Genomic DNA, 22,990 nt, shown 5'->3' with positions numbered 1-22,990 from the left:
ACCGCCGCCCCATGAGCATCAACCTGAAAACCCTGATCAGCAAGTTGAACGACACCTGCCGCACGGCCGCCACGCGGGCGGCCAGTCTTTGCGTCGGCCTGGGACAGTATGAAGTCGACCTGGAGCACGTTTTCCTCGCGCTGCTGGAGCAGCCGCGCAGCGATTTCGTGCTGATTGCCCGCAGGAGCGGCGTCAGCGTGAGCATGCTGGAAGCGGATTTGCGCGCCGAAGTGGCGCGCCTGCAGACGGGCAACACGCGCACGCCCGTGTTTTCCGTGCGCCTGCCCAAGCTGTTCGAGCATGCCTGGCTGATCGCTTCGCTCGATTTGCGCGCCGGGCGGCAGGTGAGCATCCGCAGCGGCCACCTGCTGCAGGCGCTGCTGACCGAGCCGGAACTGGCGCAACTGGCCTACCGGGGCTCGGCGCTGTTCCACGAATTCAAGCTCGACGAGATCAAGCACGGGCTCGACAAGCTGACCGAGGGGTCGCAGGAAGCCGGCGAGGCAGTTGCGGGGCAGGAGGATGCGGGCGACGCCGGCGGCGATCCCGTGGGGGAACTGGCCGGTGCGGCGGCGTCGAAAACGCCGGCGCTGGATCAGTTCACTGTCAACCTGACGGCCCGCGCACGCGCCGGCAAGGTCGATCCCGTGATCGGGCGCGACATGGAAATCCGCCAGGCGATCGACATCCTGATGCGGCGGCGCCAGAACAATCCCATCCTGACGGGCGAGGCGGGCGTCGGCAAGACGGCCGTGGTGGAGGGCCTGGCGCTGCGCATCGTGCAGGGCGACGTGCCCGACATTTTGCAGGGCGTGGAAATCCACACGCTGGACATGGGCCTGCTGCAGGCCGGCGCCAGCGTCAAGGGCGAGTTCGAGAACCGCCTGAAAAACGTCATCGCCGAAGTGGGCAAGAGCGCGCACGCCATCATCCTTTTCATCGACGAGGCGCACACGATGATCGGCGCCGGCGGCAGCGCCGGGCAGAACGATGCGGCGAACCTGCTGAAACCGGCGCTGGCGCGCGGCGAGCTGCGCACCATCGCCGCCACCACCTGGGGCGAATACAAAAAATATTTTGAAAAGGATGCGGCGCTGGCGCGCCGCTTCCAGGTCGTCAAGATCGAGGAACCGAGCGAAGAGCTGGCGTGCGCCATGTTGCGCGGCATGGCGCCGCTGATGGAACAGCATTTCAAGGTGCGCATCTTCGACGAGGCGATCACCGAAGCCGTGCGCCTGTCGCATCGCTACATCGCCGGCCGCCAGCTGCCGGACAAGGCCATCAGCGTGCTCGATACGGCTTGCGCCAGGGTGGCGCTGGGGCAGAGCGCCACGCCGGCCCTGCTCGACAGCGTGGCGCGCCGGCGCGAGCGCATCGATGCGGAAGCCTCGGCCCTGGCGCGCGAGGAGAGCGGCGGCGCGCGCCACGGCGCACGGCTGCAGCAACTCGAGGCCGAACGCGGCGCCGCCACGCAGGAACACGCGCAGCTGGCCGCGCGCTGGGACAGCGAAAAGGCGCTGTCGGAACAGATCCAGGCGATCCGCCGGCAGCTCGAGGAGGGCACGCCGGCCGATGCGGGCCAGGGGCGCGAGCTGCTGGCGCTGCAGGCCGAACTCGCTTCGCTGCAGGGCGAGACGCCGCTGGTGCCGGTGCAGGTCGACGGCCACGTGGTGGCGGAAATCGTCGCCGGCTGGACCGGCATCCCGCTGGGCAAGATGGTCAAGGATGAACTCAAGACGGTGCTGCGGCTGAAGGATTTGCTGCAGGAGCGCGTGCTGGGCCAGCCCCACGCGATCGAGGCGGTGGCGCAACGCGTGCGCACGGCGCGCGCCAACCTGGACGACCCGGACAAGCCGAAGGGCGTGTTCCTGTTTGTCGGCCCGTCCGGCATCGGCAAGACGGAAACGGCGCTGGCGCTGGCCGATGTGCTGTACGGCGGCGAACGCAAGCTCATTTCCATCAACATGAGCGAATACCAGGAAGCCCACAGCGTGTCGGGGCTGAAGGGTTCGCCGCCCGGCTATGTCGGCTATGGCGAAGGCGGCGTGCTGACCGAGGCCGTGCGCCGCAATCCGTACAGCGTGTTGCTGCTCGACGAGGTGGAAAAGGCGCATCCCGATGTCATGGAGCTGTTCTTCCAGGTCTTCGACAAGGGCGTGATGGACGATGCCGAGGGACGCGAGATCGATTTCAAGAATACCATCATCATCCTGACCTCGAACGTGGCGTCGGCCAGCATGATGCAGGCGTGCCTGAACCTGCCGCAAGAGCAGCTGCCGACGCCGGAGCAGCTGGAGCTGGTCATCCGCCCGCAGTTGCTGAAGGTCTTCAAGCCCGCGTTCCTGGGGCGCCTGAAAGTGATTCCCTACTATCCGCTCGGCGACGATGTGCTGGCCAGTATCATCGGATTGAAGCTGGGCCGGATCGCCGCGCGCATCGCCGCCAATCACCAGGCCGAGTTCCTCTACGACGAGGCGCTGGTCGAGGCGGTGCTGGCGCGCTGCACCGAAGTCGATTCGGGCGCGCGCAATGTCGACAATATCCTGAACGGCAGCCTGCTGCCGGAAATCGCCGAAGCCGTGCTGGCGCGCATGGCCGAAGGGCAGGGCATCAGCAGGATCAAGGCCAGCGCCGGCAAGCAGGGGCAGTTCCGGTATACGATCAAATAGGCGTCAAGCCGCTTCAGTGGCCGCTGCCGGGCGCGATGCCCAGCAGCTCCTCGATGTGGGCCAGCGAGGCGCCGTCCTTGACCACGCCGCGCAGCCATTCGTGCAAATTCTGTTCGCCCGCGTTGGCGGCCTTGTCGGCGAAGTACGAGACGGGGCTGTGCGGCTCCGTCTGGCGGAAGTACTGCGCCACCTGGCGCAGCTGCGCCAGCGCCTGGGCGCGGCTTTGCAGTTCGCCGGGCGCCGCCGGCGGCAGCGCCGGCACGGCGGCCGGTGCCGCCAGGCCGCCAGCCGGCACCGGTGCGGCGGCGACGCTGGCGGCAGGGATGGTTACGGCCGCGGCGGGCAGGGCCAGCTGCATCGCCTGCAGGGCCTCGCGCGCCAGCGAAAAGCCCGGACTATCCTTTCCCAGGCGGCTATCGGCGGCCTGTTCCAGCTCGGCCAGCGCATCCAGGCAGAACTGGGCGTCGGCGGCAAAGGCGGCGCGGAACTGCGCCGACGTGCCGCGCCGTGCCGCCTCCATGTCCACCAGCCTGGTGCCGTTGACGCCGTCCTGGTTGCTGGCTGCCCGCTTGCGCGCCGTCTCGAAGTCGATGGTCGACCAGCCGCCCGATTGCTTGTCCGTCAGTGCCATGGCGCGCACGAGGGATGGCGTGCGCGCCAGGATCCAGCTCAGGTTGCCGATGCGCTGCTCGTGGTCGTCGCCATCGGGCTGCGGGTACAGGCCCAGGTCCCAGTACTGGCGCAGCAGGCCGGCCAGCAGGCGATAGCCTTCGCCCAGACCGCGCAAATGGTCTTGCCTGGCGCTGGCTTCGGCCAGCCAGGCGGCGAGCCGCAAGTCCTTGCTCTTTTCGCCCAGCAGGGCGGCGCAGCGCTGCAGTACGAAGGCCCAGTCGGCTTCCTTCAGGTCGGTGACCCACTCACCCTGGTCGAGCGTGGGGTCGTCGAACTTGCGCGCCTGGCCGATGGCGTCGAAGTCGGTGGAGAAGGACAGGTCGACGCCGCATGGCTGCTCGGCGCTGATGGGAAGTAGGAGCTGGTCGGCTGAAATCATGTGTGTTCTCGGCAGTGGGGCGGATGGCTTGCTGGAGGCATGGCGGCCTTACTGGACCATGCGGAATTCGATGCGGCGGTTGCGCGCGCGGCCATCGGGGCTGTCATTGCTGGCGATGGGACGGTCCGGGCCCTGTCCGGAAGCGCTGAGCAGGTCACCGTCGATGCCCTTGCCGGCCAGGTAGGTCTTGACCGCCTCGGCGCGCGCCTGGCTCAGGTTCTGGTTGCTGGCGCGCAGTCCCAGGTTGTCGGTGTGGCCGATGATGTCCACCTTGCGGCCTGCCAGCTTGTGCAGCGCCGCGCTCATTTCGTCGAGGATGGCGCGGCCCGACGGCGTCAGCGTGGTCTTGCCGCTCTCGAATTCGATGGTGCGGTTGGCCAGCGCGCCGTCGAGGATATTCTGCTCGGAAGCGGACACGCGCAAGCCGTTGTTGACGGTGTACGTGGGATTGAGGCTGGTGGCGAAGTCGCTGGCGATCTTTTGCCGCTGCGCCTCGTTGGCCACTTCGCCGCGCACGCTGACCACGCTGCCTTCGATCTTCAGCTGGCCGCGGCGGATCTGCTTGAGGTCCGCCGTCAGCAGCTTTTGCACATAGGCGTTCCAGTTGGCCGGCTGCGCGACCGGGCCGACGGCGATCTGGTCGACGACCTTGTCGGCGCCATACAGTTCGCGCAGACGTACCAGCACCGCCGCCTTGGCCGCTTCGTCCGGCACCGTGCCGCTGGCCAGGACCTGGCCCGGTTGCGGCGTGGCGGCGGCGGGCGCCGAGACAGCGGCCGCCGGCGCGGCGGCGTTTTGCGCGCTGGCGCCGGCCGGCGCGAAGACCAGGCTGAGTAGGATGGCAAGGCGGATGTGGCGCATGATCAGGTCCCGATGAAGGCGGCACGAAACGTGTCGTGCGCCGATTTGAGTGACAGGTTGGCCTGCGCGAGGTAGCTCGAGGCTTTCTTGATGGCGTAGTCGCTGTTGGCGTGTTCCTCGACCCAGGCCAGGTCGTCGAAGGCGATGTGGTGTTCCAGCGCCGCCTGCGGTTCCATGATGGCGTGCAGGGTCTGCGCCGAGGCGCCGCAAAAGCCCAGCACCAGCGCATGGCGGCCGCGGATGCGGGTGATGAACAGCGCCAGTTCGAAGTCGGCGCGCGCCAGGAACGGGGCGATCAGGTGCATCCAGAAGGCCGCCACCAGGTTGCGGTACAGCGGGTCGGCCGGCAGCGGCAGTTCCAGGCTTTTTTCCAGCCGGCTGGAGCTGCTGGCCATGACGGGCTGCAGCAGCATGCCCAGGGCCAGCAGCACCTGGCGCACGGAACCGCCAAAACCCGTGGGCGCCAGCAGGGCGTCGAGCGCGCCCACCGTCTGCAAGGCGAGGAAATCGTCGAAGGCGGCATCGTAGGCGCTGCCGCGCAAGTCCAGTTCGATGCTGGCGCCCGCGGCGGCGGCCGGCAGCGCGGCGCCGGCCGCCGCACCGCACATCTCGGTGCTCAGGGCATCGAGGCGGTTCCACAGGCGCGACAGCACCAGCGGACTGGTCGGCACGAAGCCGGCCGGCTGCGCCACGTCCATGGCGCCCATCATCAGGAAGGGAAAGCGGCGCGACGAGGCATCGCTGCTGGCGGCGATATGCCCGGCGATGGCGCGGCCGCGACGCGGGCCGATGAAGGCGAAATGCAGCGGCGGCAGCGCATCGTAGGTGAGCTTCCAGCGCGCATCGGCCGTCATCAGTTCCATGGCGTTGGCCAGCCAGTCATCGAGCATCTTCAGCAGGGCCGGGTTGTCGCCGTGCTTGATGAAGTCGCCGCGGCTGGGGATCTTGCCGAAATAGCCGATCTGGGTAACGGTAGGGCGGCTCATGGGGTGTTCCCGGCGATGGCGGTGGCCGTTTCCGGCGCGCCGATGGCGACCGATTCCGGCAGTTTCAGGCCACGGAAACCCTGGTTGCCGGCGGAGGTGGCGGCCGGCGCGGGCGCGGCCACGATCTTCAGGTTGGCCGTCACGGTGACGCCGCTGTTCTCCCAACTCAGTTCGAATACGCCGCCCTCCTTGCGCGTGCGCCTGGCCGAGTCGATCATCTTCTTCAGGCCGAAATGCCCCGGTTCGTTCAGCAGCACCACGGTGCGCCCTTCCGGCGTGATGGCGCTGATGCGCGAGCCGGGCACGCCCTGCGGGTTGGGCCAGACCATGTGCACCCAGGGCTGCGGCTGGCCGCGCCAGCGCAGCGCCTGGCCATCGATCTCGATCGTATATTCGGTGGCGCCGGGCGCATTCAGTGCCTGCAGGTCGAAGCGCGTCTGCGCTTCGGCGGCGCCGGCCGCCGTGGCTACGCCGTTGGCGCTGAGCGGGGCGACCCAGCCGGGCAGGCTGGCCACCACCGGCGGCGCCAGGGTAATGCCCATCGCCGCCCAGGTCCTGGCGCTGATGGCGTCGCCGCGCCGCACGACCAGCGGGCCGATGGTGGTGTTGAAGAACTTGGCGATGGCGCCTTCCGGACCGAATACCTGGCCGATGTCGGCATTGCTTGCCTCGATGCGCGAGTCGGGCGCGAACGGATATTTCGGCGCCAGGGTTTTCTGGAACGGTTCGAGCACCTGCGCCAGCCACACCTTGTTGATCTCCGTCTCGGTGGGCTTGACGATGACGGCGAAGGTCTGCATCAGCGGGCGCACCAGCAGCGGGCGGATGGCCTGCTTTTGCTGGTCGCTCATGCCGGTCAGCATCTGCTCGTCCACGTACTTCAGCGCGTCGGCCAGCTCCGAGCCGCTGCCATCGAGCGTCTGCTGCATCAGCTGCTTGGCGCCGGGGCCCGTGTCGCCCTGGTTCTTGATCTGGTTGAGGCGCACGCGCAGCTTCGACAGGGCCGCGAGGTAGCCGCGCATGGGCGAGGCTTCCTTGTCGCGTGCCACCACCAGGCGCGCCACGCCGGAAAATTCGCGGCCGACGGGCCCCATCGGCATGGCGCCGCCGACCTGGCCCACCGCCGTGGCGGCGGGCTTCTGGCGCAGCACCGTTTCGCGGAACCAGTCCATCGCCCCGCGCTGGGCGCGCTGCAAGCCCTGGCCCAGCAGCGAAGGGTTGTCCCACGAGGTTTCCTGGTACACCGTCTCGATCAGCTTGTTGAGGGGCGACGCTTGCGGATCGCCGAGGCGGTTCATCGCCTGCGCCGCGTTGTCGAAACCGTTCAATTCGCGGATGCTGACGCCCTGGATGAATTTCTGCCACTCCCTGGCGTAATCGGTCTTGTACAGTTCCACCAGCGCCTTCTGGATCTGTTCCGGGCTGCCTTCCAGGGTCAGGTCATCCTTCGACGCCGTCTTGAGCACCCAGTCGGCGCTTTGCAATTCGCGGTTGGCCGCTTCCTGGAACGCCTGCTGGATGTATTTTTCCCACGCGTCGCGCGTGAAAGTGCCGGGGATGGCGTAGCTGCCCAGCACCAGTTCCTTGTCCTGCTCGCCAACGATGCGCGCCACCGTCATCGACGGGAAGCGCGTGGCGGCGCGCGCCTTCACATCCGCATACACGCGGTCGCGCGCCGGCATGCCGCGCACCACGCGGCGCAGGCTGTCGCGCGACTGGTCGGCCAGGGCCAGCTTGTTCTCGATCTGCGGCCAGGACGGGTCGTCGATCTGCGTCAGGTAGAACGAGATCAGGCGCTCGGCGCTGCGGATCATCTGTTCGCGCGGCATGTTACCCCGATTGGCGTCGAGCCAACCGCGCCAGTAGCGGGTCAGCTGGTCGTTCAGGTGGCTGGCCTCGGCGCGCGACTTGTCGCCCAGCATCAAGTAGGTTTTCAGGGCATTGTAGGCATCCTCCACATTCGTCGGCGCGGCATCCTTGAAGGGCTGGTTTGCCGCAGTGACTGGCGTACTGGCTGTGGTCGCGGCCGCCGTGCCTGCCGGCGCCGCCGTCAGCGGCTGCAGCCGGTCGGCGCCCGCGTTTACTTCCGCGAGGAACGACTCCAGCGATTGCGCCACCGGCGCGAGCATGACTTCCTTGAGGCCGGAAAAATACTCTTCGCGCAGTTTGCGCTCCAGCAAGTCGCCCTGGTACAGGCCCAGGCTGAGCGCCAGCGGCCGCTTGCTGCGGTACGCTTCCAGCTGCTCGATGCGGTCCTGCATGATTTCCAGGGCCTGGAAGCGCGACTGCAAATCCAGGCGCTGGTCCTGCACCTTGATGGCTTGCTCCAGGTCGGCCTGGACGTTGGCCGCCAGCTGGCGGTTGGCCAGGTAGGACCAGCTCCAGCCGCCCAGCGCCAGACCGGCCAGCGCGATGGCGGTGAAAAACGTGGCATAGCGCAAGCGCGTCTTGCGCGGGCTGGCGTATTGCGCCACCAGTTCCCGGTCGGCAAAGATCACCTTGCGGAACAGGTTCAGCAGGAAGTAGCCATGCTGGTCCTGGGCCTGCACCGCCTTGTGTTCCTGCTGCTGCGGCTTGAGGTCGAAGCGCTGCGCCACCCGTTCCGACGAGGCGGAGACGGAAGCGCCTTCCTGCAGCGCGCTGGTGAAATAGAAACCGCGGAAGACGGGCTTGAACTGGAACGGGTTTTCCTCGAACAGGGTGGCGATGAAGGCGCGCAGCGGCCCCTTCACGGAGCTGAATTCCAGCGGGAAGGTGAACACGCCGGGCGGCATGCGCTCGCGTCCCAGCAGCGACATATTGGCCAGGCTGAGGTCCTTCAGGCCATCGTACAGCTCGTCGAAGCGCTGGTCGAACTGCTCCAGCACATCCTGCTTCGAGCTGTTGACGCTGTAGGGCAGGGTGGCGCCCCAGACCTTGTCGCGTTCGGCGCGCTCGGCATCCTGGAAAAATTCGCTGAAGCCGGTGATCAGGTCGGCCTTGGTGAATACCACGTACACGGGCGCATGAACTTCCAGCTTCTCCGTCAGTTCCTGCACGCGCTGGCGCAGGTTCTTGGCCAGTTCGATGGCGAATTCGGGCTTGCTGCCGGTCAGCTCGGCAATGCTGACGGCGATGATGATGCCATTGATCGGCGCGCGCTTGCGGTGCTTTTTCAGCAGGTTGAGGAAACCGAACCATTCGGCGCGGTCTTCATCGTTGATGGCGTAGCGACCGGCCGTGTCGAGCAGGATGCCGTCGGTGGTGAAAAACCAGTCGCAGTTGCGGGTGCCGCCCATGCCTTGCACGATCTTGCTGTCGACAAAAGGAAACTGCAGGCCGGAATTGGCGATCGCCGTGCTCTTGCCGGCGGCGGGATTGCCGATGATCATGTACCACGGCAATTCATATAGCGCGGCATCGCCCGACAATTGTCCCAGCCGCGACGTCTTGATGGTATTGATCGCTTCCAGCATGCGCTTGCGGATGGCTTCGGTTTCCTCGCGCTGCACCGGACCGGCCTTGGACGCGGCGCCGGCCGCCTGCTGCTCCAGCATGCTGTTGAAGCTGGCGCCCTCGCGCCGGCGCCGGCGGCGGCGCAGCCACCACACGATGGCGCCCAGTAGCGCCGCCGCGGCCAGGAAGGGCAGCAGCCGGATGGCCGGCCAGTCGAAAATGACGGCGCAGGCGAACAGCAGCAGGATGGCGGCCGCGATGCCGAGGATGAGCAGGCTGGTGCGTGAAGTCAGGAAGTGCCAGAATCGTTGCATCATAGTTTTATAGTGTGCAAACCGTTAAGGTGCGTGAATGGGGCGTCGCTGTATCAGGTGGTGCTGTGACTGCTTTTTGCGGGCGGACCAATGACGAGGGCGCCGCGCTGGAGTGGATCAAGGTTGCTGAGACATAAGACGTGCGCGCCGTCGTCGGCCGCCGCCTGCCGCGCCATGGCCAATGCGGCCAGCGTCGTGACGGCGCCGCACTGGCCGCATGCGGCGCCGACGCTCAGCACCTGCTCGCCCAGGTCCAGCTGGGGCAGGAGGGCAGCGGCGCATTGCATCAGTTCGAGCATGCGGTTGGCGCGCTGGTCGGTATCGGCACTGACCAGCGCGATGCCGGCCGTCGCCTCGTCGCCTGCCGCCGCCAGCGCCTGCCTGCCCAGGTCCGCCAGCATGTTCTTGTCGGCTGCTCCCCGCTGGCTGGCGCCTTGCGGCAGTTCGCCCGTGGCGGCGCGGTGCAGCAGGACTGGCGCCGGCTCGTCCGGTGGTGCCGTTGCGCCAGGGATGGCCAGCAGCAGCAGGCCGGCCGCGCCTTCGCCGGGAATCTGTCCGTGCGCCTGGCTGGCGCTGAACAGCTGGCCCTGGCTCGCCAGGACATGCACGCGCAGCTCGCCCAGGTGCGAATCGCAGGCCAGCACGATGGACAGGCAGGGCGGCTGCGGTGGGGCCGCGTGCCCGGCAAGCTGGTTCAAGAGGACAAACGGCGCCAGTTGCCGGGTGGCCGGTTCGGTGGGCGGCAGCAACTGCTGCGCTGGCCAGCCCTGCTCGCGCGTCAGTTGGCGCAGCCAGGCGTCGCCGGCCTGGTGCTGGGCGGCGCTCCACGAGGCCGGCATCAGCAGGTGCAGCCGCAGCATGGGCAGCGCGCTGGCCGGCGAGGCCGGTAGCGCATGCTGCAGGGCTTCGTCCACCAGTTCGGCCAGCACCACGGCGCCCAGGGCCAACGCGCGCAAGTCTTCCGGATTGAAGGGAAACGGTTCGCTCGCCAGGTCGGCCTGCGGATGCTCGCGCAGCCAGGCGGCCAGCAATTGCTGCTGCAGCTCTTCGTCGATGCCGTCCACCCTGGCACACAGCAGGGGATAGCCATCTTCATCGAGCAGCTGGCTGTCGAGCGCGGGACGGCTTTGGCGTGAGTGCATGGCGGCCAGCAATTCTGACGGCGTGGCGCCGCCCGGCATGCGCAGGCTGGCCGCCACGATATGCAGCGGCACCGGCGCCGCGGGAGGTGTCGCCGCCTCGGCCTGGAGGGGGGCGGCAAGGCCCGGCGCCGCCAGGGCTGGCCCGGCCAGCAGCCTGGCCAGCACTTTTTTACCCAGCCACAGCAGCAATAGCAGGGCCAGCGGCAGTGCCAGCATGGCGCCGGCCAGTTCGCCCGGCGTCGGCATGCGCGTGCTGTCGCGCCAGTAGGCGATGGCGCCCGTCCAGCTCAGCGCAAAGACGGACACGCTCAACAGGCAGCGTCGCAACCAGGGGCGCATCAGCGGGCTCCTCCGCGTATGGGCAGGGCCGTCATGCCTGGTCGATGGTAGCTTGCTGGCTGGCGATCAGCAGCGCCCCACAGCTGGTCTTGTCGCCGTGGCGCGCCACGGGCTTGCCATCGACGATGAAGCCGGGGTCGCCGCTGACGATGGGGCACACGCCATGGCCGGGCAGGGGACAGGCAACCTTGTCGCCGACCCGCGCCATGCCGATGCCGCCGCTGTCGCTCACCACCGATGCTTCCAGCACGGTGCCGCCATGCGATGTCTTGTCGCCTAATCTGATTACCGGACCCGCCATACGCGCTCCCTTCAGTGTTTTTTCATTACGCCGGGCAGGCGCAGTTCGGTATGTCCGAAATCCATCATCTTCCAGCGTCCGCCCCAGGTCATGCCGACCGATTCAGCCACCTCGCCATACAGCTGGTAGCCGCGCATGGCCCACGGATCCTTCTCGGAAATGACCAGCTTGCCATTGCGCAGGAAGGCGCAGTCGGCCGCCAGGCCGTACTGGTGCCAGCTTTGAAAGGCGGCCGCGTTGCTGACGTTGGGACCCATGCCCGCCAACATGTCTTGCCGCTCGGGGCTGCGGTAGCCTTCCAGCAGCGCCATCTCGTAGCCGTGTTTTTCCTTCATGATCTTGAAGACCAGCAGCAGGCGCTGGGCGTACTCCACATTCAGCAAGGTCCAGTTGCGGCTGGCCGATACCAGCAGCGGGCGCTCCTGGCGCACTTCTTCGGTGGCAAACACCAGCGGCGGCAGGTCGACGGGCGGCACCAGCTGCTCACCCTGCAACAGGCTGGCCACCTGCGTATTCATTTCCCGCGTCGACACATCGTAGGCGCCCAGCATGGATTTGCTGTCGGCCATCAGGGCCAGCAGGGTCGGCAGGCTGATCGCGGCCACGCCCGCGAGACACAGCAGGTAATGACGGCGCAGCGGCTCGGCAGTGCGGGCCCACAGCGTGGCGCATCGCTGTGCCAGGCTGGCCATGCCCGACTGCCGGCGCCTGGTCACGCGCTGCAGGCAGGCCGCCAGGCGCTGCTCCGCGCCGTCGACGGCGTGCAGCACGAAATCGCGCCCGGCCGGGAACAGGATCAGCCAGCTGATCAGGCATGCCAGGATGAAATACAGCGCTACCGCGAGTAGGAACACGCTAACCTCAATCAGGAAATGTTTGGCTGCGGGAAACGGTGCTGTCCATCACAGAAAACAGGAAAGCGATGGATATTGCCTGGAAGTATATCTTACAAAACTGATAATTAAGGGGGGCTTTTTTCAATTGTGCGGGGGGTGCGCACTGTTGATTTTATGGCACGCGTCATGATTTTGTTGAATAGCGTAAAGTCTTGCAAATATTACAGGAGCGCACATTTTGCGAACTCATGACGATAGCCCCCGGCTCCCGGCCCGGCCCAGCCTGTTGACCCAGGCACAGCAGGCGGAGGCCGACCGTAACCGCATCCTGACCACGCTCGAGGGTGGCAGTACCGGCTCGTCCGCCAAGGCCCGGCGTGGCAGCCTGGCGCTGCGCGGGGGCATGGGCGCGGTGGCCGCGCTGCTGCTGTTATTGGCCGCCGGCGTCTGGCTGGGCCAGCGCGGAGAACGGGCTGGCGACGACGCTGCGCCGCTTTCCCTGCCCGTCGCCACCGCCGTACCCGCCGTCGTGGCGGCGCCGCCGGCCGTTGCCAGCATCCATGACGAGGCGCCGCCCGGCGCAGCCGCACCGCAGCAGAGCCTGAGCGAGATGCTCGATGCAGGCGCGACCGCCACAACCGCCACTGCCGCTGCCCGGAACGCGCGTGCCGCGCATCCCGACGATGTGCTGAGCAAGGCGCTGGAAACGCCGTCGCCGCCACCGGCTGCAGCGAAACCGGTGGCCAAGGCGCCCCGTCCGGCAGCCAAAAAGCCAACGGCGAAAGGGCCTGCTGCCACGCCCGTGCGCCGCGCGGAAGACAGCGATATCGCCCTGCTGTCGGCCCTGCTTGCCCACGCGCAGGCCGCGCCGGCGCCGAAGAAAACCGCGTCCGGCCTGCGGGCCCAGTTGCAGCAATGCGCGGCGCTCAAGCGCGACGCGGCCGTGGCGTGCCGCGCGCGCGCCTGCCAGGGCCATGCCGACAACGCGCAATGCAAGGCCGGGCAAGCTGCCGCGAAAGACGGAAAATGAGTGCCGCCAGCGCCGATCAGGTCAACGCTTCCCTGGCTGGTTTCAGCAGCGTGACGCGGCTGTATGAACTGTCGCTGGACGGCGGCGAAGGCGGGACGGCGCAGTGGCTGGTGGAAGCGTTTGTCGCCGACGAACAGTTGCAGACCGTGGGCGCGCGCGACATCATCGTGCTGTCCACGCAGGCGAATGTGGCGCTGGCGCCGTTGCTGGGCAAGCCGGCCGCGTTGCATGCCAGCCTGGCCGATGGCAGCCGCGCTGTCTTCAGCGGCTATATCAGCGCTGCCGCCATGCTGGGCAGTGACGGCGGACTGGCCCGTTTCCGGCTGCGCCTGACGCCGTGGTTATGGCTGTTGAGCCAGGTACGCAACAGCCGCGTCTGGCAAGACAAGAGCGTGATCGAGATCGTCGACAGCGTGTTCCAGGCCTACGCGCCGCAAGCCGACTGGCGCTGGAGCGGCGATACGGGGCCGTTCATGGCCGAGGCGCAGCCGCGCAGCTATTGCTGCCAGTACCGCGAGTCGGACCTGGCCTTCGTCACGCGCCTGCTGGGCGAAGAAGGCCTGGCCTGGCGTTTCGAAGAACACGAGGGAGGCCATTGCCTGGTGCTGTTCGCCGACAGCAGCGCCCTGAGCGCGGTGCCGGAAGATGCCAGCAGCGCGCAAGGCGGCGGCATCCGTTTTCAGGGCGCGCGGGCCATGGAACAGGCCGATTCCATCCAGGCGCTGTGCCGGGCACACGGCTTGCGCACGGCGGTGGCAACCGTGCTCAGCTACGATTACAAGGCCAAGAAAGCCGTCGGCGCCAGCGTGCCGACCCGGCTGGCGCCGGGCGGAAAAAGCGCGCCCGCGCTGGAAAGCTATGACACGCCCGGCCAGTATTTTTATGCCAGTGCGGCCCAGGCCGAACGCTATGCCTTGCTGCAGATGCAGGCGATCGAAGCGCGCTGCGAGCGCTGGCAGGCGCGTTCGACCGTGCGCACCTTGCGTGCCGGCACGCGCTTTACCCTGACGCAGGGACCGCTGCAGCAGGACGGCGCCGAGGCGCCGGCGCTGGTGGTGCTGCGCGTGCGCAGCGTGGGCGTGAATAATCTGCCGGCGCCCGCCAGGCAGGGCTTGGCTGAACTGTTCGGCCCCATTCCCGAATTGCTGCAGGAAAGCCTGGCTGGCCAGGCGCTGGCGCCGCGCGATATCGCGCATTTCCAGCAAGTGATCGCGCAGGCGGCCGAGAGCGGGTATGCCAACCATATTGAAGCGATCGCGGCCGATACGCCATGGCGCCCCGTGCATGACGGCGGCGACGCGCGCCACCACCCGAAACCGACGGCCTGCGGCAGCCAGAGCGCCATCGTCGTCGGCGCCGACGGCGGCACCGGCGCCAGCGGCGGCAGCGAGATCCATTGCGACAAGCTGGGCCGGGTGCGCATCCGCTTCCACTGGCAACTTGACGGCAGCGCCACCTGCTGGGTACGCGTGGCGCAGCGCTCGGCCGGCGGCGGCATGGGCAGCCAGTTCCTGCCGCGCATCGGCCAGGAAGTGCTGGTGCAATTCCTGGAAAACGATATCGACCGGCCCATCATCGTCGGCGCCCTGTACAACGGGCAAGGCGAGGGCGGCGTCGCGCCCACGCCGGGCGGCATCACGGACAAGCCCGCGGACGCCAGCGTCTTCGAGCCGGCGCGCGACCATGCGCCATCGGCGCAGGGCAACGTGGCCGGCGGCAACAGCCCGCTCTGGCATGGCGCGGCTGGCGGCAGCGCCGGTCACCGCAACGGCGCGGCGCAATGGGGCATCCGCAGCAAGGAATTCGGCGCCGCCGGCTCCGGCTCTGGCTACAACCAGTTGCTGTTCGACGATACCGACCAGCAGGGGCGCATCCAGCTCAAGAGCAGCCATGCGGCAAGCGAACTCAATCTTGGCCACCTGATCCATGCGGCCGACAATTACCGGGGCAGCCTGCGCGGCACGGGCGCCGAGCTGCGCACGGACGCTTACGGCGCCGTGCGGGCCGGCGCCGGCCTGCTCATTTCCAGCTACCTCGTGAACCACGACGCGCAGGCGCGCGATCCGGCCGGCGACAATGCGCCCGGCATGGTCTTGCTCAAGCAGGCAGCCAAGCTGGGTGCAACCTTCAGCGCCGCCGCCGTCACGCACAAGACGGTCGCGTATGCCAGCCACCTGGGCCCGGCCAAGGTGAATGCCAGCGTGCTCGACGAAAAGGCGGCGCCCTTGCCGGCGTTCCTGACCAGCGTTTCCGGCATGCTGAGCCAGGAAAATACGGCCGCCGCCAGGCGCGACGCGGCGGGCAAGCCGACCAGCCCCGGCGACGACAAGCTGCCGCACAGCAGCGACGCCATCATCGCCATCGCCGCCCGTGCCGGCCTGGGCGTGCTGGCGGGCCAGGATATCCAGCTGGTCAATGGCGAAACCACCTCCCTGATGAGCGGCCAGGACACCCAGTTCGTCGGCGGCGGCCAGCTGCGCGTGCACAGCGGCCAGGCCATCGGCGCGCTGGCCGGCGTCGTCAAGGCGGGCGAGAACAATATCGGCCTGCAACTGATCGCCGCCAAACAAGCCATCGACCTGCAGGCGCAGGCCGACGTGCTCAACGTGCAGGCGCGCGAGGAAGTCAATATCGTCAGCGCCGCCGCGCACATCGACTGGGCGGCGGCGAAAAGCATCCGCCTGTCGACGGCGGGCGGGGCGAATATCACCATCGAGGGCGGCAACATCACCGTGCAGTGCCCCGGCAAGATCACGGTGCATGCCGGCAAGAAGAGTTTTGACGGGCCATCCCGTGCAAGCTATCCACTGCCGGTAATGCCTCGCAGTATTTGCAAGGAATGTCTGTTAAATGCGGCCAGGAGCGGCTCGCCCTTTGCCGCGAAGGGGGAATGATCATGCGCGAAAACGATGGCGGGGTCCCCGCGTGTGGTTTGCAGTTGCTTGCGCTGCTCGATAGTCCTGCTCTCGACAAGTCGGAGACCCTCTACAGCTTGATTGATGGCGCCAAGTTGGATGGTGTGGCCCGTATCCGCTTGCCTGGCGATCACAGCGTTGAGTTGTATTCCCTGTTGGGTGAATTGGCTGAGCTGGACGCCCTGTACGCTGGCCCGATATTGTTGCGGCATATGCAGCGCGAGAAATGTCCCTTGCTCGCCAAATTGCTGTGCACTGCCGGCAGCGCCCATTTTATGTCGCTGATTGTTTCTGGCCAGCCCCTGCAGCAATTGTTAGAACGGCTGACCTGGTTGACAGAGGTGGTGCACGATGACGGTACCGAGTGGATCATGCGCTACTACGATCCGCTTATCCTGCCGCACTGGCTGGACGTGCTGGAAACGGCGCAGCGCAAGACTGCACTCGCAGGCATCACGGGCTGGTTGTACAAGGACGTGCGTGGGGTGCCACAAATTGTACCTGGCGAGGAAAATGAGGCGCCTGCCCCGCCTGGCAGTGAATGCATGCTTTTGACACAACATCAATATCTCGAACTGATGAATAGAGCATCGCCGTACATGCTGATGAAGCAAATGGAGAGCGATGATCCGCAGGCGCTCGATGGTTTGCCTCCGGATCAGCGCTACGACTTTTTTTTTGAACAACTGGGCAGGGCGCAGGCATATGGATTAAGTTCGCCCACAGACTTGAAAAGTTACTGCATGTTGTCGCTCATGTTAGGTGCCGATTTTCATCTGGCCCCACTCGCCGCCATCGCTTTGCAGGCCGAAGGAACGCCGCAGTCCTTCAGTGACCGGATCCTGGCCTGGACTCCTGGGCAATGGGCTGTGCTCGAAGAAGTTTCCGCTTCCAATATGAATGCGATCCCGACATGAAAAAACTGACCTCCATCGTGTTGTGCCTATTTATTTTGACCGCTTGCGATTCCAGGGCGAAGGAAGAACGCTTGCAACAGGAATTAAGCGAGAAAACCTTCACTACCACGTCATATAACTACACGCCGTACGATATTTATTCGATCGCATTCAAGGGCATTTCACTGCCATTCAATGTCGATGAAGCGCCCAGCGGCGGTTCCATTTTTTTTCGCGACGCAAGCGAGGCGGAAATGGACAATGGTGAAAAAGTCAGTTTCAGCAGTGGAAATTGCTGTTTCATCTGGGATAGTCCAGTGGATAAACCGCTGCGCGTGCGCGTGGTCTGGAGCGTGGTTTTCGATACGGCCTACCACGATGGAAAATCGGGTGTCGACTATGACGAACGCACTTCCAGGATGAGTGCTCCTGGAAGCCGCTGGTGTCAGGCTACTGTTGACATCCTGCCCGCCAAAGGGCCCGAGCGCCCAACCATCGTGCTTTTGCACTTTCTTGCCGATGGTACGGTTCAGGCACATCTGGGCACATTCAAGACGCAGGCGCCGCTTGCTTCCGAGCAGGTAAAACTGCATTCGGCGCGCCTTCCCCAAGGCCAGTTCTGCAAGCAGGAAATCGAGAATCCTTTTTATGGCATACCGCGGACACCGCACAGGGAATAGACCATGAGCAATCCAACGATACGCCGGCTTAGCGACGTCACGAAGAGTGAGCGGCTTGCGCGAGGAATTTATCGCAAGGAACTGGAAAAATGTGCGAAGGAGTCGGATTGCCGAAAGCCCGTCTGGATCAGTTGTTTTTTTGACGGAACTGGAAATAATTTCAAAAAAGATGGCAATGGCTCGCTGGCTGCGTCGAAGGTAAAGTACAGCAATATTGCGAAATTGGGAAAATTTGCGCATACGGCCGAAGATGAAAAAAACAAGACCTACGCGATATATGCGCCAGGGGTCGGCACGCCGTTTCCAGAGGTTCAGGATAGTGGTGATGGAATCGATGGGGCGCTCGGCATGGCATCTGCTGCAAAAGGGCAGGCCCGGATCAGCTGGATGCTGAAGGAGTTCAAGATGCGGGTGGACAAACACATGCCGCATGTAAATCAAATCAATGTTGCGGTGTTTGGTTTCAGTCGGGGGGCAGCCCAGGCGCGGGCCTTTGTGCGTCAGTTGGCAGGACAATGTTATCAGCAAGGAGATGGGCTGATCTGGACCAAAAGTGGCGGATTTATTCAGCCGCGTCTGGTGATTTACTTCCTCGGCATTTTTGATACCGTGGCCTCGGTGGGGTTTGGCGGCAGTCGCCTTGAGTCCGATCTCAAATATTACCTGGGACCTGTGTGGGGGGGCGTGATGTATCTGGCAGACGAGGGCGGCCATGCGGAATGGGCCGCCGATCTGCGTATTCCACCATACGTGCGCTTCTGCGAACATTATGTCGCAGCGCATGAAGTGCGGGAGAAATTTCCATCCGATTCTATTCGAATCGATCAGGCCACTGACTCAAACTGCCGGGAAACCCTTTATCCCGGGGCACACTCCGACGTGGGCGGCGGTTATGACGACATGAATCAGGAAGGACGCTCAAACGAATTGTCGCGCATTCCGCTGTGCAATATGTATTTGTCGGCATATGCGGCGGGGGTGCCGTTCAAGTCTCCCGAAGAGGTTCTTCAGGATTATGGCTCGCTGTTTAACATCAGCAGCGAATTGCAGGGATGCTTCGACACCTACATGAAGCACGTCAGCGCAGACAAGCGGCTCGAGAAACAAGTCATCAGCCACATGAACAATTACTATCATTGGCGCTGGGGGCGCACGGAACGCCAGCGCGCGGCGCGCAAAGAACGCGAAACCATCATCGCAAAGGGGCAGTCCGTCATGTATGCCACGCCGGATAAATACATGACCACGACGGACAGCGAATGGGAACGCGACGTGCAGAATATCGCAGAAAAGAAAACAGGCTTTTTTCGTAGTGCCACGGAACCGCTGGAAGACGCGATCTACGATGCCTGGAAAGGCAAGCTCCGAAAGTCGATGTCGGTTGCGGAGCGGACTTTATTTGACAAATTCTTCGATCGTTATGTGCATGATTCTGTTGCGGGATTCAAGAATCAGATGACTGACGCCAGTATCGGCTTTGTTGAAGCCAGTCGCTGGTCCCGAAACCGGCAGTACTTCATGGGGAAACGAGGCAAGAAATATCTTTACTGGCGATATGAGGGTTCAAAACCGGAATTGGGCGGCGTAAAAGAGGCGATGCTGGTGCCGAAAGAAGCGTCGGCAGGTGGCAATACGGCGATAGCCTAGCAGAAACGGGCTTGGCCGCTATCTGGCGCGGACCGCCGCCCTGGCTTGCTTGTCGCACTCGCGTACGGCCGCTTTGCATGCGGAAAACGCTTCCAGATAGGTCACGGCGCTCTGCCGCTCTGCGACCTGTTCTGCCACCTGCTGCGTGAGCTGCAACGGTGTCGTCGGGGGCAGTTTCTCCAGTTTCTTGCTGAGGTCTTTGAGAGAACGTTGCTGACGCGCCAGTTCCGCGGCCAGCACGGCCTTGCGCTCGGCGGCGGGCAGGGCCGGATACAGCCTGCCATTGCCAGCCTCGACACTGCCATCGGCCGTCATCGACAGCGACGCGTGCGGGGCGCGAAATTCCAGCGCCAGCTTGCCATCGGCTTGCACGATGACCAGCAGTTCCTCGGTGGCAGTGCCGGCCGGCAGCGGCAAGGTGCCCGTTTCCGGCTTGCCGGCCGGCAGCCAGCGGTACTCGATGTTGAGCTGTACCGGCTTCTGTGGGGCGGCTGGCAGGTAGAAACAGCAATTGGCGGCGCTGCTCATGTAAGGGTTCAGGGGATCGGTATCGACGGCGTTGGCAGGATTGCCGGCATCGCTGACGCCGACCTGGATGGAGCGGGCGCTGTAGTTCAAGGTGCTGACTGCTATCTTTGCCTCATCGGCCCCGGGCCGGTAGTCATGCTGGCCGCGCTCGCCCCGTTCGGCATGGTCTGCCAGCAGCGGACGGCGCTGCATGGACTTGATGCCGATGGCAAAGATATGGCTAAGGTAGCCGGTATCCGAGCGGCCGTCGCGCGAATAACTTCCGCCGGGCGTGTAGTAGAGGTAGCCGATGTCCTCTATCGCCAGGGCGCGCACCTTGCCGTCCTGAGGGAATAATGCTTCCGCCAGGTAGTCGTCCCTGGCGCCCATGACCTTGGCGGAGAGCACGCCGGCCCATGCCCGTTCGCCCGCGAAACGGGGAAAGACGTTGAATTCGCCATCGATGAAGGGTTTGATCTTCAGCACATCCTGTGTCATGCCCGTGACGGGATCGATGACGGAGTAAATCCCTGGGAAGGGGCCGTCGGCGGCGTGCGCAAGCGCGGGCATGGCGAAAATGAGACAGGCTGCCATCACGGCGGGTTTGTTGCTCATGCTGGATCCAATCGCATGGAGGGTGGCTGACGCTGGAATGCCACCAGGTCGGCGGGATAGAATGCGGCATCGCGATAGCTGCTGTCGTCGATATCGAGCAGGCAGGTGATGGCTGCCGCTTCCCATGACCAGTAGCCTGAAAATGACGTGTCGCGCGCGTGGCTGTCATGGTAGGGTTCGCGGCGGCTGGCGTCATACCATTTTGCCAGGTAGTCCCGCATCAATGCCGGACGCTCTTGTTTTTCTGCCGCAAATATCTTGAGCGTCTTGAAATAGGGTTGGCGGCGCGTGCATGTTGGCCATGCGGTGTCCCTGCCATCGACGGAAGAGGCCAGCAGGCGTTCGACCAGCCAAAAAAGTGTGTTCGTCCAGAGTCTGCATCCTTACTCCCGAAAATCCGTGTCATGGCAGGGCTGTTTGCCTTCGACATGTCCGACATCGCCCGCCGCATTCATATCTCTGCTGGTATAACGGTTTTCCTCGCGCAGTGCACGCCCATACGCAACGAGATCTGTCGGGTAGGCGAAATGATCGATACCGCTGTCATCGAGGTCAAACACAAAGGCCATTGCACCCGCTTCAAATGCCCAGTAACCGTAATAGGGAGCGTAGCCTTCGTCGCTAATGCGCAGATGGCCGTTGTACCAGCGTGGATGATCCTTCATGGCAGGGTACCACTGCTTCAAATATTTTTTGATGAGAGTTTTTGCCGCACCTTCATCGCTTTCATATACCGTCTGCAGCAACGTCTCGTAGGGCTGGCCCAGTATGCAGGTATCGAGGGGCATCTCATCGTCCACATACGCGCCAATCAGCTGTTCAAACAGGCCGTCCTGTCCTCGGTGACTGCGAAATATGCGAATGATGCGCATGACCGAGCGCTGATCGCGCAATAATATGGCGACACTTAGTAATTGCAGCGTATCTTCATAATCGGAAAGGTCGCCGAAATTTGGCGCTGCCCTGTATTTGTATGGGCCATACTCGGGGTATTGCGACAACATTTTCTTTTGTTGATGTTGATCGGCTTCGTTCCATTCCGAAAACCTGTCCACGATATCGGACAGCCGTGGCGCAAGTTCCTCGATTGGCACGCCAGCGGTGTAATCCAGCATCCAGATCCAGAAATTTTCCAGATATAGGAAATGGCAAGCCAAACTGGTGTCTCCAGCGCATTCAGCTGATTCCTTGTTTCTTAGCTGAACTTGTAGCAGCGCACGTGAATTCTCCAGGGTTTTTTCATATAACTGCCGACAAAGAAATTGTTGGCGGCGGCGATCATCGAATGGTGGATTTTTCATTTTATTCGCCGCGTTCTCGTTTTGCAGATGGTTTCATCTCCACGCTGCTGTGGCGGCTCTCTTTCCGTAGCTGGCGCGCATAATCGACCAGGTCTTTGGGGTAGACCAGATGGTCGATCTGGCTGTCGTCCAGGTCAAGTAAAAAAACCGTCGCACCCGCTTCAAATGCCCAGTAACCGTAATAGGGAGCGTATCCCTCGTCCCTGATTCTCAGATGCCCGTCGTACCAGCGGGGATGACCTTTCATGGCTGGATACCACTGTTTCAGGTATTTCTGGACCAGTTTGAGTGTCTCTCTCTCATTATTTTCATAGAAAACCTGAAGCAAAGTATCATAGGGCTTTTCGAGAATGCACGAATCGAGATCTTGCTTATCCTCGACATATGCGCCTATCAATTGCTCAAATAAGCCATCCTGGCCACGGTGACTGCGTAGCACATGGATGATGCGTAAGACCGAATGTTGATCGCGCAATAATATCGCAATGCTGAGTAGTTGTAGCGTGTTCTCGTAATTTGCAAGGGTGGAAAAGTCCGGCGCTCCGTTGTATTCGTACGGTCCATAATCCGGAAACTCAAGCGCCGCTTCCTGTTGACAGAATTGATCGATCTCATTCCATTCTTCAAACCTGTCCACGATGCCGGCGATACGCGGCGCCAGTGCATCGATCGGTTCACCCGCTGTGTAGTCCAGCATCCAGATCCAGAACGCTTCCAAATACAGAAACTGATGCGCCACAGAGTTTTCCAGCGTTGATTCCACTATCTTTTTATTTGCAAGTCGGACTTCAATTAATGCGAGCAGATTTCCCCGTGTTTTATGGTAAAGATCTTCGTAGAGAAATTTCTGCCGGCGCCGCACGTCGAACGGGGCGGTGATCATTGTTTCCCCGTCGTTTTTGCTGCTCGCTGGCGCAGTTCGGCGCTGGGCCAGTCGCTGTCGGCGTCGAAGCGCCGCATCCAGCGCAGCGAGTCGGCGTCGTTGAAGCGTTCGTTGGGGTCGCCATTCCATTGGGCGCCACTTAGCAGGCCCATATGATCATGACGTATCGGCTTGAGCAATTTGTTGAGTAATACCGGCAGTGCCGGGACAACCGGGTAAAGCGACGGCTCTTCGCCCAATTCAATCCATAGCCCCACGCTGAGTTCTTCTATTTTGATGCTTGGATGATGGAGGCTGAGCTTGACCTGCTCGCGGCTGATATCCAGTTTCTCGCGCCAGGTGTCCGACAGCAGAAAGCCCCACGTGGGGGGACGGATACCTACCGCCAATTCACCGTGCATGCCGAGATAATCATCGATATCAAGTCCGTAAAAATGGGTTGTCAGAGAACGTTCCCAGACTGAGACTTCCGATCGGGAGCCATACGCCAATGGCGTCGCCATGGCAAAGCCGCTGTATACCTGCGCAGCATCAAGGATTCCAGCCGTTTGAAGGACAAATTGTCTCCAGGCGTCTTTATTT

The 22,990-nt window shown here is 63.8% G+C and carries 17 protein-coding genes and 1 pseudogene; 6 read left to right on the top strand and 12 right to left on the bottom strand.

Features of this window, described 5'->3' with window-relative positions; translation table 11 throughout:
• The first annotated feature begins 11 nt into the window (after positions 1 to 11).
• Entirely contained in the window at positions 12 to 2,669 is a 2,658-nt protein-coding gene (tssH, locus tag SJI03_RS22395) for a type VI secretion system ATPase TssH (RefSeq protein ID WP_322428644.1), read from the top strand.
• A gap of 13 nt (positions 2,670 to 2,682) precedes the next feature.
• Here tssH and tssA read toward each other — a convergent pair whose 3' ends face one another.
• The 7 genes from tssA to SJI03_RS22360 are packed head-to-tail and all read right to left on the bottom strand — an operon-like array spanning position 2,683 to position 11,952.
• Complete coding sequence (gene tssA, locus SJI03_RS22390; RefSeq protein ID WP_322428643.1) at positions 2,683 to 3,720, bottom strand: type VI secretion system protein TssA; 1,038 nt, start codon at positions 3,718 to 3,720, stop codon at positions 2,683 to 2,685.
• A gap of 48 nt (positions 3,721 to 3,768) precedes the next feature.
• Entirely contained in the window at positions 3,769 to 4,581 is an 813-nt protein-coding gene (locus SJI03_RS22385) for an OmpA family protein (protein ID WP_322428642.1), read from the bottom strand.
• A gap of 2 nt (positions 4,582 to 4,583) precedes the next feature.
• Positions 4,584 to 5,567, bottom strand: coding sequence for a type VI secretion system-associated protein TagF (gene tagF, locus SJI03_RS22380; protein ID WP_099380629.1), 984 nt, complete (start codon positions 5,565 to 5,567; stop codon positions 4,584 to 4,586).
• Positions 5,564 to 9,316 carry a type VI secretion system membrane subunit TssM gene (gene tssM / locus SJI03_RS22375; protein ID WP_322428641.1) on the bottom strand — a complete coding sequence of 1,251 codons (3,753 nt, stop codon included), beginning with the start codon at positions 9,314 to 9,316 and terminating at the stop codon, positions 5,564 to 5,566. Before tssM ends, tagF begins: the two co-directional genes overlap by 4 nt.
• 53 nt (positions 9,317 to 9,369) lie before the next feature.
• Positions 9,370 to 10,797, bottom strand: coding sequence for a hypothetical protein (locus SJI03_RS22370; protein WP_322428640.1), 1,428 nt, complete (start codon positions 10,795 to 10,797; stop codon positions 9,370 to 9,372).
• A 31-nt stretch (positions 10,798 to 10,828) separates the two neighbouring features.
• Complete coding sequence (locus SJI03_RS22365; RefSeq protein WP_322428639.1) at positions 10,829 to 11,098, bottom strand: PAAR domain-containing protein; 270 nt, start codon at positions 11,096 to 11,098, stop codon at positions 10,829 to 10,831.
• An 11-nt stretch (positions 11,099 to 11,109) separates the two neighbouring features.
• Positions 11,110 to 11,952, bottom strand: a complete 843-nt coding sequence (locus SJI03_RS22360) for a M15 family metallopeptidase (protein WP_322428638.1) — start codon at positions 11,950 to 11,952, stop codon at positions 11,110 to 11,112.
• Between the two features lie 268 nt (positions 11,953 to 12,220).
• Between SJI03_RS22360 and SJI03_RS22355 the strand changes: the two genes are divergently transcribed.
• The 5 genes from SJI03_RS22355 to SJI03_RS22335 are packed head-to-tail and all read left to right on the top strand — an operon-like array spanning position 12,221 to position 19,102.
• Positions 12,221 to 12,964 carry a hypothetical protein gene (locus SJI03_RS22355; protein WP_322428637.1) on the top strand — a complete coding sequence of 248 codons (744 nt, stop codon included), beginning with the start codon at positions 12,221 to 12,223 and terminating at the stop codon, positions 12,962 to 12,964.
• Complete coding sequence (locus SJI03_RS22350; RefSeq protein ID WP_322428636.1) at positions 12,961 to 15,858, top strand: type VI secretion system Vgr family protein; 2,898 nt, start codon at positions 12,961 to 12,963, stop codon at positions 15,856 to 15,858. Before SJI03_RS22355 ends, SJI03_RS22350 begins: the two co-directional genes overlap by 4 nt.
• Positions 15,859 to 15,860: 2 nt before the next feature.
• Positions 15,861 to 16,796, top strand: coding sequence for a DUF4123 domain-containing protein (locus tag SJI03_RS22345; protein ID WP_322428635.1), 936 nt, complete (start codon positions 15,861 to 15,863; stop codon positions 16,794 to 16,796).
• Positions 16,793 to 17,455, top strand: a complete 663-nt coding sequence (locus SJI03_RS22340; protein WP_322428634.1) for a hypothetical protein — start codon at positions 16,793 to 16,795, stop codon at positions 17,453 to 17,455. The genes SJI03_RS22345 and SJI03_RS22340 overlap by 4 nt, the downstream gene beginning before the upstream one ends.
• Before the next feature lie 3 nt (positions 17,456 to 17,458).
• Positions 17,459 to 19,102 (top strand): DUF2235 domain-containing protein, encoded by a 1,644-nt coding sequence (locus tag SJI03_RS22335; RefSeq protein WP_322428633.1) that lies wholly within the window; start codon positions 17,459 to 17,461, stop codon positions 19,100 to 19,102.
• Between the two features lie 18 nt (positions 19,103 to 19,120).
• Here SJI03_RS22335 and SJI03_RS22330 read toward each other — a convergent pair whose 3' ends face one another.
• The 5 genes and pseudogenes from SJI03_RS22330 to SJI03_RS22310 all read right to left on the bottom strand — a co-directional run.
• A complete protein-coding gene (locus tag SJI03_RS22330; RefSeq protein WP_322428632.1) occupies positions 19,121 to 20,224 on the bottom strand; it encodes a hypothetical protein in 1,104 nt (367 codons plus the stop codon).
• Complete coding sequence (locus SJI03_RS22325; protein ID WP_322428663.1) at positions 20,221 to 20,574, bottom strand: PoNe immunity protein domain-containing protein; 354 nt, start codon at positions 20,572 to 20,574, stop codon at positions 20,221 to 20,223. The genes SJI03_RS22330 and SJI03_RS22325 overlap by 4 nt, the downstream gene beginning before the upstream one ends.
• A gap of 33 nt (positions 20,575 to 20,607) precedes the next feature.
• Positions 20,608 to 21,525: a PoNe immunity protein domain-containing protein gene (locus tag SJI03_RS22320; RefSeq protein WP_322428631.1), complete on the bottom strand. Its 918-nt coding sequence runs from the start codon at positions 21,523 to 21,525 to the stop codon at positions 20,608 to 20,610.
• Between the two features lies 1 nt (position 21,526).
• Positions 21,527 to 22,408 (bottom strand): PoNe immunity protein domain-containing protein, encoded by an 882-nt coding sequence (locus SJI03_RS22315; RefSeq protein ID WP_322428630.1) that lies wholly within the window; start codon positions 22,406 to 22,408, stop codon positions 21,527 to 21,529.
• A pseudogene (locus tag SJI03_RS22310) lies at positions 22,405 to 22,980 on the bottom strand (type VI immunity family protein); the annotation flags it as partial. The gene SJI03_RS22315 and the pseudogene SJI03_RS22310, both read right to left, overlap by 4 nt.
• Positions 22,981 to 22,990: the final 10 nt, after the last annotated feature.

The sequence above is a fragment of the Janthinobacterium sp. GMG1 genome, assembly GCF_034427795.1.
Taxonomy (GTDB): domain Bacteria; phylum Pseudomonadota; class Gammaproteobacteria; order Burkholderiales; family Burkholderiaceae_D; genus Janthinobacterium.
Note: the sequence above shows the minus strand (reverse complement) of the source record. Positions and strands in the feature narration are given on the sequence as shown.

Bases quoted from the DNA above. Each gene is read 5' to 3' on its own strand.
- SJI03_RS22365 (WP_322428639.1), bottom strand. From the start codon at position 11,098: ATGGCGGGTCCGGTAATCAGATTAGGCGACAAGACATCGCATGGCGGC.
- SJI03_RS22345 (WP_322428635.1), top strand. From the start codon at position 15,861: ATGCGCGAAAACGATGGCGGGGTCCCCGCGTGTGGTTTGCAGTTGCTT.
- SJI03_RS22315 (WP_322428630.1), bottom strand. From the start codon at position 22,408: ATGATCACCGCCCCGTTCGACGTGCGGCGCCGGCAGAAATTTCTCTAC.
- SJI03_RS22340 (WP_322428634.1), top strand. From the start codon at position 16,793: ATGAAAAAACTGACCTCCATCGTGTTGTGCCTATTTATTTTGACCGCT.
- SJI03_RS22320 (WP_322428631.1), bottom strand. From the start codon at position 21,525: ATGAAAAATCCACCATTCGATGATCGCCGCCGCCAACAATTTCTTTGT.
- tagF (WP_099380629.1), bottom strand. From the start codon at position 5,567: ATGAGCCGCCCTACCGTTACCCAGATCGGCTATTTCGGCAAGATCCCC.
- tssH (WP_322428644.1), top strand. From the start codon at position 12: ATGAGCATCAACCTGAAAACCCTGATCAGCAAGTTGAACGACACCTGC.
- tssM (WP_322428641.1), bottom strand. From the start codon at position 9,316: ATGCAACGATTCTGGCACTTCCTGACTTCACGCACCAGCCTGCTCATC.
- SJI03_RS22330 (WP_322428632.1), bottom strand. From the start codon at position 20,224: ATGAGCAACAAACCCGCCGTGATGGCAGCCTGTCTCATTTTCGCCATG.
- SJI03_RS22385 (WP_322428642.1), bottom strand. From the start codon at position 4,581: ATGCGCCACATCCGCCTTGCCATCCTACTCAGCCTGGTCTTCGCGCCG.
- SJI03_RS22370 (WP_322428640.1), bottom strand. From the start codon at position 10,797: ATGCGCCCCTGGTTGCGACGCTGCCTGTTGAGCGTGTCCGTCTTTGCG.
- SJI03_RS22335 (WP_322428633.1), top strand. From the start codon at position 17,459: ATGAGCAATCCAACGATACGCCGGCTTAGCGACGTCACGAAGAGTGAG.
- SJI03_RS22350 (WP_322428636.1), top strand. From the start codon at position 12,961: ATGAGTGCCGCCAGCGCCGATCAGGTCAACGCTTCCCTGGCTGGTTTC.
- tssA (WP_322428643.1), bottom strand. From the start codon at position 3,720: ATGATTTCAGCCGACCAGCTCCTACTTCCCATCAGCGCCGAGCAGCCA.